At 45.4% G+C, this 16,748-nt stretch carries 15 protein-coding genes; 5 read left to right on the forward strand and 10 right to left on the reverse strand.

Translation table 11 applies throughout. From position 1 onward, the window contains the following. Window positions 1-62: 62 nt before the first annotated feature. Genes ACWPOD_RS18725 through metN form a run of 3 tightly spaced genes read right to left on the reverse strand, consistent with a single transcriptional unit; the run spans window position 63 to window position 2,606 of the window. The gene (locus ACWPOD_RS18725; protein WP_005391357.1) at window positions 63-872 is read right to left on the reverse strand and encodes a MetQ/NlpA family lipoprotein; all 810 of its coding nucleotides are present in this window, start codon (window positions 870-872) and stop codon (window positions 63-65) included. Between the two features lie 32 nt (window positions 873-904). Continuing rightward, the gene (locus ACWPOD_RS18730) at window positions 905-1,582 is read right to left on the reverse strand and encodes a methionine ABC transporter permease (protein WP_005391355.1); all 678 of its coding nucleotides are present in this window, start codon (window positions 1,580-1,582) and stop codon (window positions 905-907) included. Further along, on the reverse strand, window positions 1,572-2,606 hold the full coding sequence (gene metN, locus ACWPOD_RS18735; RefSeq protein WP_005391353.1) for a methionine ABC transporter ATP-binding protein MetN: 1,035 nt from the start codon (window positions 2,604-2,606) through the stop codon (window positions 1,572-1,574). The genes ACWPOD_RS18730 and metN overlap by 11 nt, the downstream gene beginning before the upstream one ends. Window positions 2,607-2,947: 341 nt before the next feature. On the opposite strand from metN, the gene gmhB reads away from it, so the two are divergent. The 4 genes from gmhB (at window position 2,948) to treC (ending at window position 7,926) form a co-directional block, all read left to right on the forward strand. Then, entirely contained in the window at window positions 2,948-3,499 is a 552-nt protein-coding gene (gene gmhB / locus ACWPOD_RS18740) for a D-glycero-beta-D-manno-heptose 1,7-bisphosphate 7-phosphatase (RefSeq protein ID WP_048626100.1), read from the forward strand. A 103-nt stretch (window positions 3,500-3,602) separates the two neighbouring features. Then, window positions 3,603-4,550, forward strand: coding sequence for a trehalose operon repressor TreR (gene treR, locus ACWPOD_RS18745; RefSeq protein ID WP_456232126.1), 948 nt, complete (start codon window positions 3,603-3,605; stop codon window positions 4,548-4,550). A 178-nt stretch (window positions 4,551-4,728) separates the two neighbouring features. After that, complete coding sequence (treB, locus tag ACWPOD_RS18750; protein WP_005391342.1) at window positions 4,729-6,153, forward strand: PTS trehalose transporter subunit IIBC; 1,425 nt, start codon at window positions 4,729-4,731, stop codon at window positions 6,151-6,153. Between the two features lie 87 nt (window positions 6,154-6,240). Continuing rightward, complete coding sequence (treC, locus tag ACWPOD_RS18755; protein WP_167426829.1) at window positions 6,241-7,926, forward strand: alpha,alpha-phosphotrehalase; 1,686 nt, start codon at window positions 6,241-6,243, stop codon at window positions 7,924-7,926. 101 nt (window positions 7,927-8,027) lie between these two features. Here the strand turns inward: treC and ACWPOD_RS18760 are convergent, their stop codons facing one another. The 3 genes from ACWPOD_RS18760 to ACWPOD_RS18770 form a co-directional block, all read right to left on the reverse strand. Next, on the reverse strand, window positions 8,028-8,927 hold the full coding sequence (locus ACWPOD_RS18760) for a hypothetical protein (protein WP_024703722.1): 900 nt from the start codon (window positions 8,925-8,927) through the stop codon (window positions 8,028-8,030). Between the two features lie 131 nt (window positions 8,928-9,058). Next, entirely contained in the window at window positions 9,059-10,579 is a 1,521-nt protein-coding gene (locus tag ACWPOD_RS18765) for a winged helix-turn-helix domain-containing protein (RefSeq protein WP_456232127.1), read from the reverse strand. 90 nt (window positions 10,580-10,669) lie between these two features. After that, window positions 10,670-11,272, reverse strand: a complete 603-nt coding sequence (locus ACWPOD_RS18770; protein WP_031780204.1) for a YitT family protein — start codon at window positions 11,270-11,272, stop codon at window positions 10,670-10,672. Window positions 11,273-11,619: 347 nt separating this feature from the next. Here ACWPOD_RS18770 and glyA point away from each other — a divergent pair, with 347 nt between their 5' ends. Continuing rightward, on the forward strand, window positions 11,620-12,870 hold the full coding sequence (gene glyA, locus ACWPOD_RS18775) for a serine hydroxymethyltransferase (protein WP_456232128.1): 1,251 nt from the start codon (window positions 11,620-11,622) through the stop codon (window positions 12,868-12,870). A gap of 448 nt (window positions 12,871-13,318) precedes the next feature. Here glyA and lipA read toward each other — a convergent pair whose 3' ends face one another. The 4 genes from lipA to ACWPOD_RS18795 form a co-directional block, all read right to left on the reverse strand. Next, window positions 13,319-14,284, reverse strand: a complete 966-nt coding sequence (lipA, locus tag ACWPOD_RS18780) for a lipoyl synthase (RefSeq protein ID WP_005391329.1) — start codon at window positions 14,282-14,284, stop codon at window positions 13,319-13,321. Then, window positions 14,281-14,943, reverse strand: a complete 663-nt coding sequence (lipB, locus tag ACWPOD_RS18785; RefSeq protein WP_005391320.1) for a lipoyl(octanoyl) transferase LipB — start codon at window positions 14,941-14,943, stop codon at window positions 14,281-14,283. The genes lipA and lipB overlap by 4 nt, the downstream gene beginning before the upstream one ends. A 176-nt stretch (window positions 14,944-15,119) precedes the next feature. Beyond that, entirely contained in the window at window positions 15,120-15,398 is a 279-nt protein-coding gene (ybeD, locus tag ACWPOD_RS18790) for a DUF493 family protein YbeD (protein ID WP_005384135.1), read from the reverse strand. Window positions 15,399-15,537: 139 nt separating this feature from the next. Continuing rightward, on the reverse strand, window positions 15,538-16,716 hold the full coding sequence (locus ACWPOD_RS18795; protein WP_012842069.1) for a serine hydrolase: 1,179 nt from the start codon (window positions 16,714-16,716) through the stop codon (window positions 15,538-15,540). Between the last annotated feature and the right edge of the window lie 32 nt (window positions 16,717-16,748).

The raw sequence follows: 16,748 nt of genomic DNA on the forward strand, positions 1-16,748 counted from the left end.
GTTTTCACATCAGCCCTTTTATGTTCAGACTATTATTTTCAGTACGGTTTAGAAAAGTGGGATTACCAACCTTTCACTACGCCGCCTTTGAATAGCTCTTTTGCCGCTTCGTAAACTTCTTCCGTTTGATAAGCTTTTACGAAGTTTTGTACGTTTTGCGCATTAACATTTTCTTCGCGAGCAACAATTAGGTTTACGTATGGTGAGTCTTTATCTTCAACGAACACGCCGTCACGCTCTGGCGATAGGTCGATAGAGCTTGCGTAAGTGGTGTTGATGATAGATAGCGTTACGTCATCCAATGAACGTGGAAGTTGTGGCGCTTCTAACTCAATGATTTCGATATTTTTAGGGTTGCCTACGATGTCACGTACTGTAGCGAGTAGACCAACGCCATCACGTAACGTAATCAAACCTTGTTGCTCAAGAAGCAGTAGTGAGCGACCTAGGTTTGTTGGATCGTTTGGTACTGCGATGCGTGCGCCATCTTGGATTTCATCGATTGACTTCACTTGCTTAGAGTAACCAGCAATAGGGTAAACGAATGAGTTACCCGCGATAGCCAGTTTGTAGCCGCGGTCTTTCACTTGTTGGTCTAGGTATGGTTTATGTTGGAACGCATTCGCGTCTACTGAACCATCATCCAGAGCGGCATTTGGCGTTACGTAATCGGTAAATGTTACTAACTCAACGTCTAGGTTGTACTTTTCTTTTGCTACTTTAGCTGCCACTTCGGCAACTTGTGCTTCAGCACCAGCAATAACGCCAACTTTTACTTTATTTACGTCTACTTCTTTGTCGCCACAACCCGCTAGAACAAGAGCAGAAGCGGCTGTTGCTACAGTCAAAAGACCTTTAAGGCTAAATTTCATCTTTATCTCCTTATAATTTGTATTTTCAATGCTTATCTGTGGTCTACACGGCGCACCACTGCGTCACCGATAGACTGAATAATCTGTACTAGAACAATCAGCATCACGACAGTCACAGCCATGATAGTTACATCGTAGCGGTGGAAACCGTAACGGATGGCTACGTCGCCGAGTCCGCCGCCGCCTACCGTTCCCGCCATGGCCGAGTAGCTAACGAGAGTGACTAAGGTGATCGTTACTGAGTTAACAATAGTCGGCATTGCTTCAGGTAGTAGAACTTTTGTGATGATCTGTGTTGGTGTCGCCCCCATTGACTGCGCCGCTTCCACCAAGCCTGTTGGTACCTCTAACAAAGCACCTTCAATAAGACGGGCAACAAACGGAATGGCACCAATAGTCAGTGGGACGATTGCTGCGGTTGTACCGATAAAGGTTCCAACTAGCATTTTTGTCACTGGAATAATCGCAACCATCAGGACGAGGAATGGAACAGAACGACCAATGTTAACGACAGCGCCTAAGCTGCTATTTAGTTTGGTGTTTTCAAGTAGGCCGCCTTTCTTAGTAATATGGAGGATTACGCCTAATGGAATACCCACGGCAAAGCCGACTAATCCGGCAACCGCAACCATGTAAAGCGTTTCCCACGTTGCACCTAAAAGTAGTTTGCTGTTTAAACTCAGCCATTCAGAAATCGTATTAAAGGACATAACCAAGTACCTCTACTTTTACGTTGTGCTTACGCAGGTATTCCAGTGCTGCGTTGTCATCTTCTTCATTACCAAATAGCTCTGCGACCATCATGCCGAATTTCACGCCGCCAGCGTAATCGAGATCGGAGCTTAAAATACTCACATCAATATTGTATTTACGAGAAATTTGCGACATTAACGGTGCATCGACGGTTGCGCCAGTAAACTCTAAGCGAACTAATGGGTAGCTGCCATCAACACGCTCTGCTTGCAGACGTGCTTGGTAATCTTCAGGAATGGATAGATCCAGCGTTGAGCGAATGAATTGGTGCGCCAGCTCCGTTTTAGGGTGCGCGAAAATATCGCCAACGGTGCCTTTCTCCACCAACTCACCACCACCGATGATCGCCACTTCGTGACAGATGCTTTTTACCACTTCCATTTCGTGGGTGATTAGTAGAATCGTGATGTTGAGTTTGCGGTTGATCTCTTTCAATAGCTCAAGGATAGATTGAGTTGTTGCAGGATCCAGTGCGCTAGTGGCCTCATCACAAAGCAGAACGCTAGGATCGGATGCCAATGCACGAGCAATCGCCACACGTTGTTTTTGGCCGCCACTTAAGTTCGATGGGTAGCTCTCGTGTTTGTCAGCTAAGCCAACAAGTTTTAGTAACTCAGTGACTTTTGTTGTGATTTGCGATTTGTCTTTGCCTGCCAGTTCCAGTGGTAGCGCCACGTTATCAAACACAGTACGAGACGAAAGCAGATTAAAATGCTGGAAGATCATGCCGATGTTACGGCGCGTTTCGACCAACTGCTTTTTGCTGAGTTTTGTTAAATCAATGCCATCAACGATGATGGAGCCAGATGTTGGTGCTTCTAACATGTTTACGCAGCGGATCAGCGTACTTTTACCAGCACCAGATGAACCGATAACACCGAAGATGGTGCCCTTGGCGATGTGTAGGTTAATGTCTTTCAGGGCAAGGATTTCCTTACTGCCTTGGTAGAACACTTTATTGACGTTTTTTATTTCTATCATGTTTCAACCTGCCCAAAGATACGGGGAACTTCGCTGTCAAAAACGGCCTTTGACAGAACTTAATGTTGAGCTTTATCTCACTTCTCAGTTGATGCTATGGGTTAACCAGAATGAAGTCAATAGATATTTTTACGTCTAGACGTCTAAATGTATAGATGTTCTGTTTTGAAAAGAATGAGGAGTAAGTTACGAGGAGAAGATAAGTGGAGAGCCCCCTCAGAATTACCGATTCTTGCCCAACAAATCAACTGTTTTGTCGAGGCCTAGAATGAATTAGATAGTGTTGAAGTTTATAAGGTATGTAATAATCTGATTAAACCGAGTTAATAGAGAAATACGTTTTGGCAAAACCTGCTGTTTTTATCGATCGTGATGGCGTGATAAACGTTGACCACGGCTACGTTCATGACGAACATGATTTTGAGTACATTGATGGTGTGTTTGAAGCGACGAAAGCGCTGAAAGATCAAGGTTACCTCTTAGTGCTAGTGACGAATCAATCGGGCATCGCACGTGGTAAATTCAGTGAAGACCGTTTCTTGTCTCTGACTCAATGGATGGACTGGAACTTTGTTGATCATGGTGTTGAGTTTGATGGTATCTACTACTGTCCACATCACCCTGAACATGGCATTGGCGATTACAAGCAGGATTGTGATTGCCGCAAGCCTAAACCTGGTATGTTTATCTCTGCTCGCGACTTCTTGAAAATCGACATGGAAAAATCTGTGATGATTGGTGATAAAGCCGAAGACATGATGGCAGCAGAAGCCGCGGGCGTTGGCACCAAGATTTTGGTGCGCACAGGTAAGCCTGTTACTGAGCAAGGTGAAGCATTAGCAACGGTTGTGCTTGATAGTGTTGCTGACGTGCCTGCATATTTAAAGAAATAATCTGCACAATTCACATATTTAAGGGAAGCGTTTGCTTCCCTTTTCTCTTATTACTGTTAAAGTTCAGTCACCTAAGCATTCATCCATTCTAGTTTGATCACTTATGAGCAAAAAACTCACCATTCTTGATATCGCGAAATTGGCAGGCGTTGGCAAATCAACAGTAAGCCGTGTGCTTACCAACGATCCAAAAGTGAAACCTCAAACGCGAGAGAAAGTAGAGCAAATCATTCGTGAATCTGGTTATGTACCGTCCAAATCTGCGCAATCAATGCGTGGCGGTAGCCAAAAAGTCATTGGTGTTATCATCTCCCGTCTGGACTCACCATCCGAAAATCGTGCTGTTGGTACAATGCTCAATGCATTGTATTCCGCTGGTTATGATGCGGTGATCATGGAGAGCCAATTCGATCGCGATAAAACTAATGAGCATTTGGATGTGCTTAAACGTCGCAATGTCGATGGGGTGATCGTGTTTGGCTTTACTGGATGTGATGAGCAAGCATTGGCGGAGTGGGGGAATCGTATCGTCGTGATCGCGATGGACACGCAAATGGTTTCTTCGATCAACTACGACAACCAAGGTGTGATAGACATGGCTTTGTCTCACCTTGAGCAGCAATCTTTATCTCGGATTGCTTATATTGGTGTTGATCCCGAAGATAAAACTACAGGCTTAGCGCGTTTAAATGCTTACAAAGCTTGGTGTCAGCGCAAGCAACTTACGCCTTGCTTCCAAACCGGTAAGCTTAGCCATGAAAGTGCTTATCAGCTGGTGGACCACGTTCTGAAAGCAGACACGCAAGCCATTGTGTGTGCCAGCGATACCATTGCATTGGGCGTAATCAAGCGTCTTCAAGAGTTAGGTCGTGAAGACGTGGTCGTGACAGGCGTGGGTGGTAACGAGTTGCTTTCTTTCCTTTTCCCTAAAGTATTTAGTGTCGATCCTGGTTATACCCTTGCGGGTGAAAAGTCCGCTAAAATGCTGATTAATCAATTAAATGGCGATGAAGAAGTCGTTCACTTCACTCAACAACCTATTTGCCGCTAATCCACACTACAACGATTTGCTCTAAAATTATACTGTGATCATTCTCAATTAATGGGACTGTTCCCATTTTGTTTTTTGTCTTTGAGTGGCAATATTAAAATTAAGAAATGGGAATGTTCCCATTTATAAAAAAATAAAATGATGAATCGAATGTATCCAATACAGGGTGGACAAAGTTATGAGTAAGATTGCGCGTAAAGACGTGGAGCGTCTTATTGAGCTGGTCGGGGGGCCGGACAATATTGCCAGTGTAAGCCACTGTTTAACTCGCTTGCGTTTTGTTCTAAACGATACGGACAAAGCAGATACAAAACAGTTAGAAGCATTACCGATGGTGAAGGGCTGCTTTACCAACGCAGGTCAATTCCAAGTCGTCATCGGCACTGAAGTTGATGAGGTTTACAAAGTACTGATCGAGCTAAGCGGTAAAAGTGAAGCGAGCAAAGACGAATCCAAGAATGCTGCTCGCCAAAACATGAATATCGTTGAGCGTGGTATTTCCCACCTTGCAGAAATCTTTGTACCACTGTTGCCTGCGATCATTACTGGTGGTTTGATTCTTGGTTTCCGTAATGTGATTGGCGACATCAAAATGTTTGATGGTCAAACCCTAACGGAAATCAGTCAGTTTTGGGCGACTGTTCACTCATTCCTATGGTTAATTGGTGAAGCGATTTTCTTCTTCCTACCCGTTGGTGTGTGTTGGTCGACCGTGAAAAAGCTCGGTGGTACACCGATTCTGGGTATCACGCTTGGTGTAACTTTGGTTTCGCCGCAGTTAATGAACGCCTACCTGATTGGTAAGCAAGTACCTGAAGTGTGGGACTTTGGGTTGTTTGCGATTGAGAAAGTCGGTTACCAAGCGCAGGTGATTCCCGCGATGTTAGCAGGTATCGCACTAGCGTTTATCGAAACACGCTTAAAACGCATCATTCCGTCTTACCTTTACCTAGTAGTAGTACCGTTTGTTTCTATCATTGTGTCTGTGATTCTTGCGCACTCTATCATTGGCCCATTCGGTCGTATGTTGGGTGACGGCGTAGCATTCGCAGCAAAAGCAGCCATGACGGGTGACTTTGCGATGATTGGTTCAACCATCTTCGGCTTCTTATACGCGCCACTTGTGATCACAGGTATCCACCACACAACCAACGCCGTTGACTTGCAGTTGATGCAAGAATTAGGTGGCACGCCGATTTGGCCTTTGATTGCACTATCGAACATTGCTCAAGCATCGGCAGTGGTTGGCATCATTATCATCAGTAAAAAGCAGGATGAGCGTGAAATCTCAGTGCCAGCAGCGATTTCTGCCTACCTTGGCGTAACAGAGCCGGCGATGTACGGCATCAACTTGAAATACAAGTTCCCAATGTTGAGTGCGATGATCGGTAGTGCATGTGCTGCTGCTATCTGTGGTAGTGCGGGCGTCATGGCGAACGGTATCGGTGTGGGCGGCTTGCCGGGCATCTTATCTATCCAGCCGCAGTTCTGGGGCATCTTTGCTCTGGCGATGTTGGTCGCGATGGTGGTACCCGCTGCATTAACGTTACTTCTTTATAAGCGTGCACAAGCGAAAGGTGAGCTTGAGGCGGCAAACGCGTAATTCAATTTGAGGCAGTGACTTGGCTGCCTCCTCCTATTTTTCTTTTCAAATTTTAAGTTTCCGATTACTGGTAAGTGAGTGTTAGAAATGGCTATGACCAAGCATGATGAGAGCTGGTGGAAAACCGCAACCATCTATCAAATTTACCCAAAAAGCTTTTGTGACAGCGGCAGTAAAGGCACGGGCGATATTAAAGGGATCATTTCTAAACTGGATTATCTAAAACATCTCGGTGTGGATGCGATTTGGCTGACGCCAGTGTATCAGTCTCCAATGGTTGATAACGGTTATGACATCTCCGATTACTACGCGGTCAACCCCGAGTTCGGCACGATGCAAGATTTCGATACCCTGTTGTCAGAGGCTCATCAGTTGGGCATTCGAATCATCATGGACATCGTGGTCAACCATACTTCGACAGAACACAAGTGGTTCCAATCTGCGTTAGGTGATAAAAACAGCCCTTACCGTGATTACTACATCTGGAAAGATCCGGTTGATGGCGTAGAGCCCAACAACTGGCAATCGAAGTTTGGAGGCAATGCTTGGGAATTGGATGAAGCGACAGGGCAGTACTACTTGCACCTTTTTGCTAAAGAGCAGGCGGATTTGAACTGGGAAAACCCAGTGGTGCGCGAAGAAGTCAAAGAAGTCATCAGCTTCTGGGCAGACAAAGGCGTGGATGGTTTCCGTCTTGATGTCATCAACCTGATTTCTAAACAACAAGATTTCCCAAGCGATGATATTGGCGATGGCCGTCGTTTCTATACTGATGGTCCTCGCGTGCACGAATATCTGCAAGAAATCAGCGAAGCCGTGTTTCAAAAATACGGCAGCGTGACGGTGGGTGAAATGTCTTCCACCACGTTAGAGCACTGCCAGCAATACTCTTCGCTAGACGGCAAAGAGCTATCCATGGTGTTCAACTTTCATCATCTGAAAGTCGATTATCCGAATGGTGAAAAATGGACTAAAGCGCCTTTTGATTTCATTCAGTTAAAGCAGATCTTCAACCATTGGCAAACGGGCTTAAATGGCAAAGGGTGGGGGGCGTTGTTCTGGTGTAACCACGACCAGCCACGCGTTGTGAGCCGATTAGGTAACGACGAGCAATACCGTGTTGAATCTGCCAAGATGCTTGCGGCATCAGTGCACATGATGCAAGGCACACCTTATGTTTACCAAGGGGAAGAGATTGGCATGACCAACCCAGGTTACACTGAGATCAGCCAGTACCGCGACGTAGAAAGCACCAACATGTACGACATCATGGTTAACCGCGATGGTGTATCACACGAGGAGATGATGGCGATTTTGGCGCAGAAGTCGCGTGATAACTCACGTACGCCAATGCAATGGAATAGCCAAAAGCACGCTGGTTTTACCGAAGGCACACCGTGGCTTGAAGTGGCGCAGAATTACTCTGAAATCAACGCAGAAGCAGCGGTTGCTGATTTGAACTCGGTGTTCTACTTCTACAAACGTTTGATTGAGCTACGTAAACAGGTTCCGGTGATCACCGATGGCCGTTATGAAGATTTATTGCCAGAGCATCAACGCATTTTTGCTTACGCTCGCCAGAACGACAAACAAACGCTGCTGTGTATCAACAACTACTACGCTGAAGAGGTGGAATGCGTTCTGCCAGAGCGTTTTGATATGAATAAAGCGAAAAACTTGCTATCCAACTATCAAAACTCAGCGAGTGCAGTCGCGTCAAACCATCAAGTATTACGACCTTACGAAACTCGTATTTTATTGATAGAAGAATAAACTCGGGTGTCACCCCCTAAGATTGATGTTCGAGATAAAGGCTTTGGTGTGCTCCCCAAAGCCTTTTTTATTGAGATGCGAGATACTTGTGGAGTACAGGCTTATTTTGTTTCAATTGCTGTTAGCAGCACTTTCTCTTCATTGATTTGTACTTGTTGTACTTTTAGCAGCTCGATTTGCTCAATCAGACCTAAGCTCGGGTTAAACCAACGTTCTGCCGAAGTGGCGAACTCCATTGAGTCCATATCATCGCAGTTTAGGTTGTAAGTATTTTCTTCCGTCAGGTACGCCGCTTCAATTTTCTTGCTTGAAATCGAGAACGTTTTACGTACGCCAGTCTCTCGGATTTGCTGTTGCCAAACCACTTGGCAAGATGCTGTCATTGGCAGGTTTTGCACCCACTCATGATCTTCAAAACTGTCTAGTAGGTTGTGAACTGCGTAGCCTGTTAGAGTGGTTTGCAGAGATATGGTCTCTTCACCGATATCAATGTTCGGGCTTTTCTCTTTTACGTCGTCACCGTTGAGACGGAAAATAGGGCTGCTGTGCATCAGCATGGCAACAAACTGCTGGTTAATGGAATAAGCATCGGTGACTTCATGAAGTGCGCCATCAGAGCCTGCAAAATAAAGCGTATTGCCCTCTTCATCGTCGTTGTACTGTTCGTCAGAATAGTAGAACTGTTTGGCGCCGTAGTTCACCAAGTCATTAACCAACTGGACCATTGCTTCGCTGTTTGGGATTTGTGCCAATGCTGCCAACAATTGCTCGTTATCCATCGCTTGGAAACTCAGTTTCATCTCGCCTTCAGGTTGGCCATCCAGGCTAAACGCGTAGTTTAGTTGTGTGCTTGGCGTGGGAGCGAAGATTGAGTTTTGAATCGCGATGTCGAAACTTTCTTGAGGCACTTTGTTTGGATTAGCACTGCCAGAAGATGAACCACCGCCACAGCCGTAAAGAGCCAGAGTTGCTGCTGCGATAAGCGTCATTTTGTTTAGCATGGTTTACATTCCTGATTGATTAGGCCGCTTCATGTTGGGCCGTTGCTTGAATGCGAGCATGCTAAGTTTAATGAGCTAAAAAGGGCAAAAAACAAAAGCTAATAGGGCTTAACGAAAGCTTAATTTTATGTTTAGGTCTTTGTTTTATTTGGGCTTATTTCGTTAGCTACGTTGGTGCAATACTCGTTGATGAGCGCTTTCCATCGGCTGATAATTTCTTGATCGGTCAAACTGACATGCAACGTTTTCCATGGTTGAAGGCAAGTTTCTTTCGATTCAGATTGAGAAAGACGTTCAAACAATGTCTCGGAAGGTAAAACGCGCAGCAGTGCCACCAGTGATTCCATGTAGTTGAGACGGAACTGTTCGAGTTTGTTTTGTTTATAAGCGATGTGAGACACAAACGTATAAATCAGCGCGTTTTGAATACGTGAGTCGCCATCTGGAGTGGTCAGCAGAACTTTTGCTCGGTCTAGGTTACCTAGTTTGAAATGCAATACGCCCAACCAGAGGCTTAGCTCATCTGGCAAAACATCGAACGACGACTGCACTTGCGTCAAATACGCTTCCAGCTTTTGAGGTTCTTGCTCGTACAAAGCGAGATGCCTTGCGGTTGTGATCGCTGCAAACTCATCAGCTTGTTGGAGAGGTTGGTTAGAAAAGACATTCTCAAACAGCATTTTTTGGTGAACGTCTGACAGCTGCCATGTGCTTGCCGAAGGTGCAGGCAAGTTGAAGTATTGCGCGACATCTGAGTGAATTTGGAAGATATCCGATTGTAGGTCGGATAAGCGCAGTGTGTATTCGTTGCGAAACGCCAGTTTCCCTGTCGCAGGATAAATAAGGTTCATCTGAGCTTTCAAGGTGCCTTGCTCTGCGCCGTCTTTTAACTCTATGTTGAGTTCGTAATCACTGGTCTGCATGTTTCGCGCGCCAGGGAAATACGGCGTATGACCGATAGGATCAAGAAAGTAACTGGGAGCGTCTTGGTTGGCGATGTCGGTGTATGGATATTCGACCTGTTGTTGCAGCAAGATGGCTTTGACCAGTATGCGATATTTTCTTGCTTGGGAGCCAATCGCATCGACACGGTTGAGCAGCAACTCGACTTTGGGGATAAGTAACTGATGACGTGTTTGCTGCGTTGAAATCTCTTGGCGTTGCCATAACAAGCTTGCGAGCGTCACGCTACAAACCACAAGTACGGCACATAAGCTATAAGCCAAAATCAGCTTGATGTTCTTACGGTTCGCAACTTGAGCTGTAATAGCACGTCGATGGTTTTTCGCTGGTGGCACTAAACGGATATTCGCTGGGTTTAGAAAGTAACCTTTGCGAGGATAAGTGACCAAGAGCTTAGTCGCATCGTACTCGGGGAGATGCTGTTGTAGCAGCGCACGTAAGGTGCTAATGCGGTTAGTGAGTACATTCTTAGAGATGAATTTGCTCTGCCAAATGGTTTCGATAATGGTATCGGCAGAGAGCGGATGTCCCACGCGTGTTAGCAGCAGCTCTAATAACTCAATGGTACGAGGTTCGAGATCAATCGCGACAGTGTCTTGATGAAGAGTTTGTGTCTTCGGATTATAGACCAACTCGCCAATCGCAATACAACTGTGAGTTTGTTTGGCTTGTTGCAAAAAATCGCGCATACCGCACCGCGTTATTTGGAAATGGCGAAATATTATATAGCGATTGGAGCGCGAAATCTTATAAATTGCGCTCCAATTATCATCAAAAGTTTATGAACCGTAGGTCACGGAATAGCGATGAGGCTTGTGGTTCATCGCTAACACGACATTCAGTGCAAACGCGCCCAAAATCGAAAGACCAATTACTTCTGGAGTGACAAAGAAGAATGACGCAAACAGGATGCACGCATCGATTGCCATTTGGCTTTTGCCAACTGAAATGCCAAATTTGTCCTGAATAAATAAACACAGCACGTTAAAGCCACCTAAGCTGGAGCGATGTCGGAACAAGATCAGCATACCGAGTCCCATTAAAAGCCCACCTGCGACGGCACAATAAACTTCATTTACCGATTCGAGCGAGATTAGCAAATAAAGATGATCGGCAAAGATAGAAACCAAAGCGCCAGAAATGGCACTATTAATGGCGAAATGACGGCCGAAGCGTTTCCATGCTAGCAAGTAAAAGGGACTGTTTGCTAAAAAGTACAGCACACCAAACGTAAAAGGTGTAAATTGGCTAATAAGCAGAGCCAATCCTGTCGTCCCCCCTGTTAGGAGGTTTGCGGATTGGAGAAAGAAAACGCCTTGAGCTACCAAAAAGGTACCCGTGAGAATCGCTATCCAGTCTTCTTTTAATGAGTGTTTTTCCATCAATGTTGCAGTCATTAGTGATAAATAAGGCGTGCATAGTAGTAAAAAGATGATCTTTTCGGTAGCTAGAGGGTAAAATTTACGGTAAACCTATGTAATTGCTGTTTTACAGGGTGTAAAGCACAAAATTGACAGGCAGTAGATCGTCGTTATGCAATTGCAATGCGGGCGTGATACAGATTGCTTGCCATCATGAAAAAACTGCATGAGAAAAATTGTAAATTTCTCTTTATGACCCAGATCAAATTATGTAGAATGCGCGCCATTAGGGTGACGAAAACGTTTGCGTAGGGTCATTCAACAGTTTTTTTGCAACTTTCAGTACTAATCTGAGTCAGGAGATACAGATGCTTAAGCGTGATATGAACATCGCAGATTACGATGCGGAACTGTTCGCAGCTATCCAGGAAGAAACTCTTCGCCAGGAAGAACACATTGAACTTATCGCTTCTGAAAACTACACAAGCCCACGTGTAATGGAAGCGCAAGGTTCTCAGCTAACGAACAAATACGCTGAAGGCTACCCAGGCAAGCGTTACTACGGCGGTTGTGAGTACGTAGATAAAGCGGAACAACTTGCTATCGACCGTGCATGCAAACTGTTCGGTTGTGAATACGCGAACGTACAGCCTCACTCAGGTTCTCAAGCAAACAGCGCGGTTTACATGGCGCTTCTTAACCCAGGCGATACAGTTCTAGGCATGAGCCTAGCGCACGGTGGTCACCTGACTCACGGTTCTCCAGTAAACTTCTCTGGTAAGCACTACAACGTTATCCCTTACGGTATCGATGAAGCGGGTCAAATCAACTACGACGAGATGGAACAGCTAGCGCTTGAGCACAAGCCTAAGATGATCATCGGTGGTTTCTCTGCTTACTCGCAAATCGTTGATTGGAAGCGCATGCGTGAAATCGCGGACAAAGTAGATGCTTACCTTTTCGTTGATATGGCGCACGTAGCGGGTCTTATCGCAGCAGGCGAATACCCAACACCTGTTCCACACGCTCACGTGGTAACAACAACGACGCACAAAACACTAGCAGGTCCTCGCGGTGGTCTTATCTTGTCAAATGCTGGCGAAGATATGTACAAGAAATTGAACTCAGCAGTGTTCCCTGGTGGTCAAGGTGGCCCTCTAATGCACGTTATCGCTGGTAAAGCAGTAGCGTTCAAAGAAGCGATGGAGCCAGAGTTCAAAGCTTACCAAGCTCGCGTAGTGAAAAACGCAAAAGAAATGGTTGGTCAATTCCAAGAGCGTGGCTACAAAATCGTATCTAACGGCACAGAAAACCATTTGTTCCTTGTGGACCTGATCGACAAAGACATCACTGGTAAAGACGCAGACGCGGCACTAGGTGCAGCAAACATCACAGTGAACAAAAACTCGGTACCAAATGACCCACGCAGCCCATTCGTAACGTCTGGTATCCGTGTAGGTACGCCAGCGATCACTCGCCGTGGCTTCACTGAAGAAGATGCAAAAGAGCTAGCAAACTGGATGTGTGACGTTCTAGATAACATCGGCAACGAAGAAGTTATCGAAGCGACTAAACAGAAAGTGCTCGAAATTTGTAAGCGTCTACCGGTTTACGCCTAACTGTTCTTCATAGAATGAGTCGATTTCGGTGTCGAACATACTCATTTGCTCGCGCAAACTCCGTGTGTTCTCCTAGAACTCGACTCGTCTATTTTGAACATTGATATACTAAAGGTCCTCAATTGAGGGCCTTTTTGTTTGTCTGGCGTTTGGAATGAGATATAGCGAAGAGTGTGTGATAAGGAGATGGCTACCAACACTTGTCCCTTTCAATATATCCAAACCGCGTCATTCCGACGAGCCTAGGCGAGATCAGGAATCTTGTTGAGGCACACTCTTTTACTCAGCGTTTCCCAAAAAATCATCAGTACGTTGGAAACTGATTCTCAATAACGCTCGTTCCTCGCTGTTCAGAATGACGGAGGTAGAATGGCTTTTTATCACCATTTGACTGATACAAAAAAGGTTGGCACTGAGCCAACCTTTTCTCTTCAAAATAAGCGAGTGCTTATTTAATCTCGATGCCTTGAGCCTGCATATCGGCATGGTAAGAAGAGCGAACAAATGGACCACACGCTGCGTGCGTGAAGCCAAGCTCTAGTGCAACTTCTTTTAGCTCGTCAAACTCTGATGGCGGAACGTAACGCTCTACTGGCAAGTGGTGACGGCTTGGCGCTAGGTACTGACCTAGAGTTAGCATCGTTACGCCGTGTGCGCGTAGATCTTTCAGTACTTCGATGATTTCTTCTTTGGTTTCACCAAGACCCATCATCAAACCAGATTTGGTCGGTACATCTGGATGCTGCTCTTTGAACTTCTTAAGAAGCTCAAGTGACCATTTGTAGTTCGCACCTGGGCGAGCTTTACGGTAAAGACGTGGTGCTGTTTCTAAGTTGTGGTTGAAGACATCTGGCGGATTGTCTTTCATTAGATCAAGCGCTACATCCATACGACCTCGGAAGTCAGGAACCAGAGTTTCAATCTTAATATGCGGGTTTAATGCACGGATCTCGCGGTTACAGTCGGCAAAGTGCTGTGCACCACCATCACGCAGATCGTCACGGTCAACAGAAGTGATTACTACGTATTTCAGCTTCATATCGGCGATGGTTTTCGCCAGTTTTTGAGGCTCTTCTGCTTCCGGTGGTAATGGGCGGCCATGAGCAACGTCACAGAAAGGACAACGACGAGTACAAATAGCACCTAAGATCATGAAGGTAGCTGTACCGTGGTTAAAACATTCCGCTAGGTTAGGGCAAGATGCTTCTTCACATACGGAGTGAAGTTTATTCTTGCGCATCGCCGCCTTGATGTCTTGAATTCGTTGGCTGTCGGCTGGTAGCTTGATCTTCATCCAATCAGGCTTACGTAGCACTTCTTTCTGCTCTGTAGGCATGTTCTTTACGGGAATCAATGCCATTTTATCGGCGTCACGATATTTAACGCCTTTTTCCATCTGGATTGGTTTGCTCATGCTTTATTACCTTGAGAAGGTGCTTCTGTGCTGAATTCTACTTGCTCATAGTCGAGCAAAGTAACGAGTTCTTCTATTAATTGTTTTTCTACGGCTTCTACATTGTCTGGGCCGCCAAATTGGCTGACCTGAACCATTTCCATACCTTCATAACCACAAGGGTTAATACGCAGAAACGGTGTTAAATCCATATTTACGTTCAAGGCTAAGCCATGAAACGAGCATCCTTTACGAATGCGTAAACCGAGAGAGCATATTTTTTTACCGTCAACGTAAACGCCTGGTGCGTCAGGTCGCGCGGCCGAATCGATATTGTATGCTTTTAGCGTGTTGATCACGAGGTTCTCGATAGTGGTAACGAGATCTCGTACACCTAATTTTTTGCGGCGTAAGTTGATCAAGAAATAGGCGACCAACTGACCAGGGCCATGATACGTAACCTGGCCTCCGCGATCACTTTGTACAACAGGAATGTCACCAGTGTTAATAAGGTGCTCAGCTTTACCTGCCTGACCTTGCGTAAATACTGGGTTATGTTCTACCAACCAGACTTCATCAGGGGTTTCTTCTGTGCGTTGGTCGGTGAACTCATGCATCGCCTTCCATACAGGCTCATAGTCTTGGCGGCCAAGTCGTTTTACAACAAGTTGGTGTTGCATGGGAATTCCTGTTGCTAATATATAAAGTTTTTGGATTATAAACCGGATAACCCTGATGCTCTACCGCTGAGTAACAGATTTTTAACTGAAAGCGATGTAAAGTTTTGTTATCTAGTTGATAAATAAAAAGAAAGCAGCCGAAGCTGCTTTCAAAAAAAATTTAATCTATCAAAAAATTATAGAACCATGCGCACGATGTCAATTTCACCTAACTCTTTGTATAGCGTCTCAACTTGCTCGATAGACGTCGCAGTGATGTTGATTGATACCGAGTGGTAGTTGCCCTTAGCACTTGGTTTAACGGTCGGGCTGTAGTCACCTGGAGCATGGCGCTGAATAACTTCAAGAACAAGCTCTGGAAGTTCAGGCTTTGCATGACCCATTACCTTGTAAGTAAATGAACAAGGGAACTCAAGCAGGTCTTTTAATTTTGCATCAGAGTTGATGGTTAGCATATCGATAACTCCAGTAGATATTCGTTGCGGTGCGAAATAGTACAGTCAAATTAGGGGGAACTCAAGACGAGGATCTCAAACTTAAAAAGCCGCCCTTTCAGGCGGCTTTGCGAATAAGTTTGCTACTCTAACGTTCTTCTTAGAAGAAGCTCTTGAATAACAATACGATGTAATCCCACATGCGGCTAAATAGACTACCTTGCTCTACGGTTTCTAGTGCCATTAGTGGGTATTCGGCAATATCTTCACCATCGATCTGATAGTATAGCTTACCAACTACATCACCTTTATTAATTGGGGCTTCTAGCTCTTTTTCAAGGACGAAGCTGGCTTTTAGGTTTTTCGCTTCACCACGTGGTAGTGTTACGTAAGTATCTTGGTCAAGGCCCAACGCTACAGTGTCTTTGTTACCCATCCACACTTTTTCTTCAACGAACGTTTCACCTGCTTTGTGCGGTGCTACTGTTTCGAAGAAACGGAAGCCGTAGCTTAGTAGCTTTTTGCTTTCTGACTTACGAGCATTGGCATCTTTCGTACCCATAACGACCGCAACCAAACGCATTTGGCCTTCAGTTGCTGAACTTACTAGGCTGTAACCCGCATTGCTTGTGTGACCCGTTTTGATGCCATCAACGTTCATGCTCTTATCCCAAAGTAGACCGTTACGGTTGTATTGGGTGATGCCGTTGTAAGTAAATTTCTTCTCTGAGTACACGCGGTACTCATTTGGTACGTCACGGATCAGGGCTTTACCTAGCAATGCCATGTCGTATGGTGTCGAGTACAGCTCGGCGTTATCTAGACCATGAACGTTGGCAAAGTGCGAGTTCGTCATACCTAGTGTGTTGGCCCAAGCGTTCATTAGGTCAACAAACGCATCTTCTGAGCCTGCAATGTGTTCAGCCATTGCTACACAGGCATCGTTACCAGACTGGACGATGATACCGCGGTTTAGGTCACGTACTTTTACAGTTGTGCCCACTTCAATGAACATTTTTGATGATTCAGGGAAGTTTTTCGCCCATGCATTTTTACTGATGGTGACATCGTCATCTTCTGAGATATTACCACGCGCTAGTTCTTGGCCGATTACGTAGCTTGTCATCATCTTAGTCAGACTGGCTGGAGACAATTTTGTGTTCATCTCTTTCTCTGCCAGTACTTTACCTGAATGGTAATCCATCAGAACGTAGCCCTTCGCCGCGATTTGAGGGGCATCTGGAACAACGATAGGTGATGCAAGAGCAGATTGAGCGAAAGTTGCAGAAAGGGCAACCGAAGAAACGAGAATAGATTTCACAAACTTATTTTTATTCATGGTAATTCAAATTTTTGGGTTAACTGCGGACA

This window comes from Vibrio sp. JZG120, from assembly GCF_053890955.1.

Coding starts and splice junctions, on each gene's coding strand:
- ACWPOD_RS18725 (WP_005391357.1), bottom strand. CDS start 872: ATGAAATTTAGCCTTAAAGGTCTTTTGACTGTAGCAACAGCCGCTTCT.
- ACWPOD_RS18730 (WP_005391355.1), bottom strand. CDS start 1,582: ATGTCCTTTAATACGATTTCTGAATGGCTGAGTTTAAACAGCAAACTA.
- metN (WP_005391353.1), bottom strand. CDS start 2,606: ATGATAGAAATAAAAAACGTCAATAAAGTGTTCTACCAAGGCAGTAAG.
- treR (WP_456232126.1), top strand. CDS start 3,603: ATGAGCAAAAAACTCACCATTCTTGATATCGCGAAATTGGCAGGCGTT.
- treB (WP_005391342.1), top strand. CDS start 4,729: ATGAGTAAGATTGCGCGTAAAGACGTGGAGCGTCTTATTGAGCTGGTC.
- treC (WP_167426829.1), top strand. CDS start 6,241: ATGGCTATGACCAAGCATGATGAGAGCTGGTGGAAAACCGCAACCATC.
- ACWPOD_RS18760 (WP_024703722.1), bottom strand. CDS start 8,927: ATGCTAAACAAAATGACGCTTATCGCAGCAGCAACTCTGGCTCTTTAC.
- ACWPOD_RS18765 (WP_456232127.1), bottom strand. CDS start 10,579: ATGCGCGATTTTTTGCAACAAGCCAAACAAACTCACAGTTGTATTGCG.
- ACWPOD_RS18770 (WP_031780204.1), bottom strand. CDS start 11,272: ATGGAAAAACACTCATTAAAAGAAGACTGGATAGCGATTCTCACGGGT.
- glyA (WP_456232128.1), top strand. CDS start 11,620: ATGCTTAAGCGTGATATGAACATCGCAGATTACGATGCGGAACTGTTC.
- lipA (WP_005391329.1), bottom strand. CDS start 14,284: ATGAGCAAACCAATCCAGATGGAAAAAGGCGTTAAATATCGTGACGCC.
- lipB (WP_005391320.1), bottom strand. CDS start 14,943: ATGCAACACCAACTTGTTGTAAAACGACTTGGCCGCCAAGACTATGAG.
- ybeD (WP_005384135.1), bottom strand. CDS start 15,398: ATGCTAACCATCAACTCTGATGCAAAATTAAAAGACCTGCTTGAGTTC.
- ACWPOD_RS18795 (WP_012842069.1), bottom strand. CDS start 16,716: ATGAATAAAAATAAGTTTGTGAAATCTATTCTCGTTTCTTCGGTTGCC.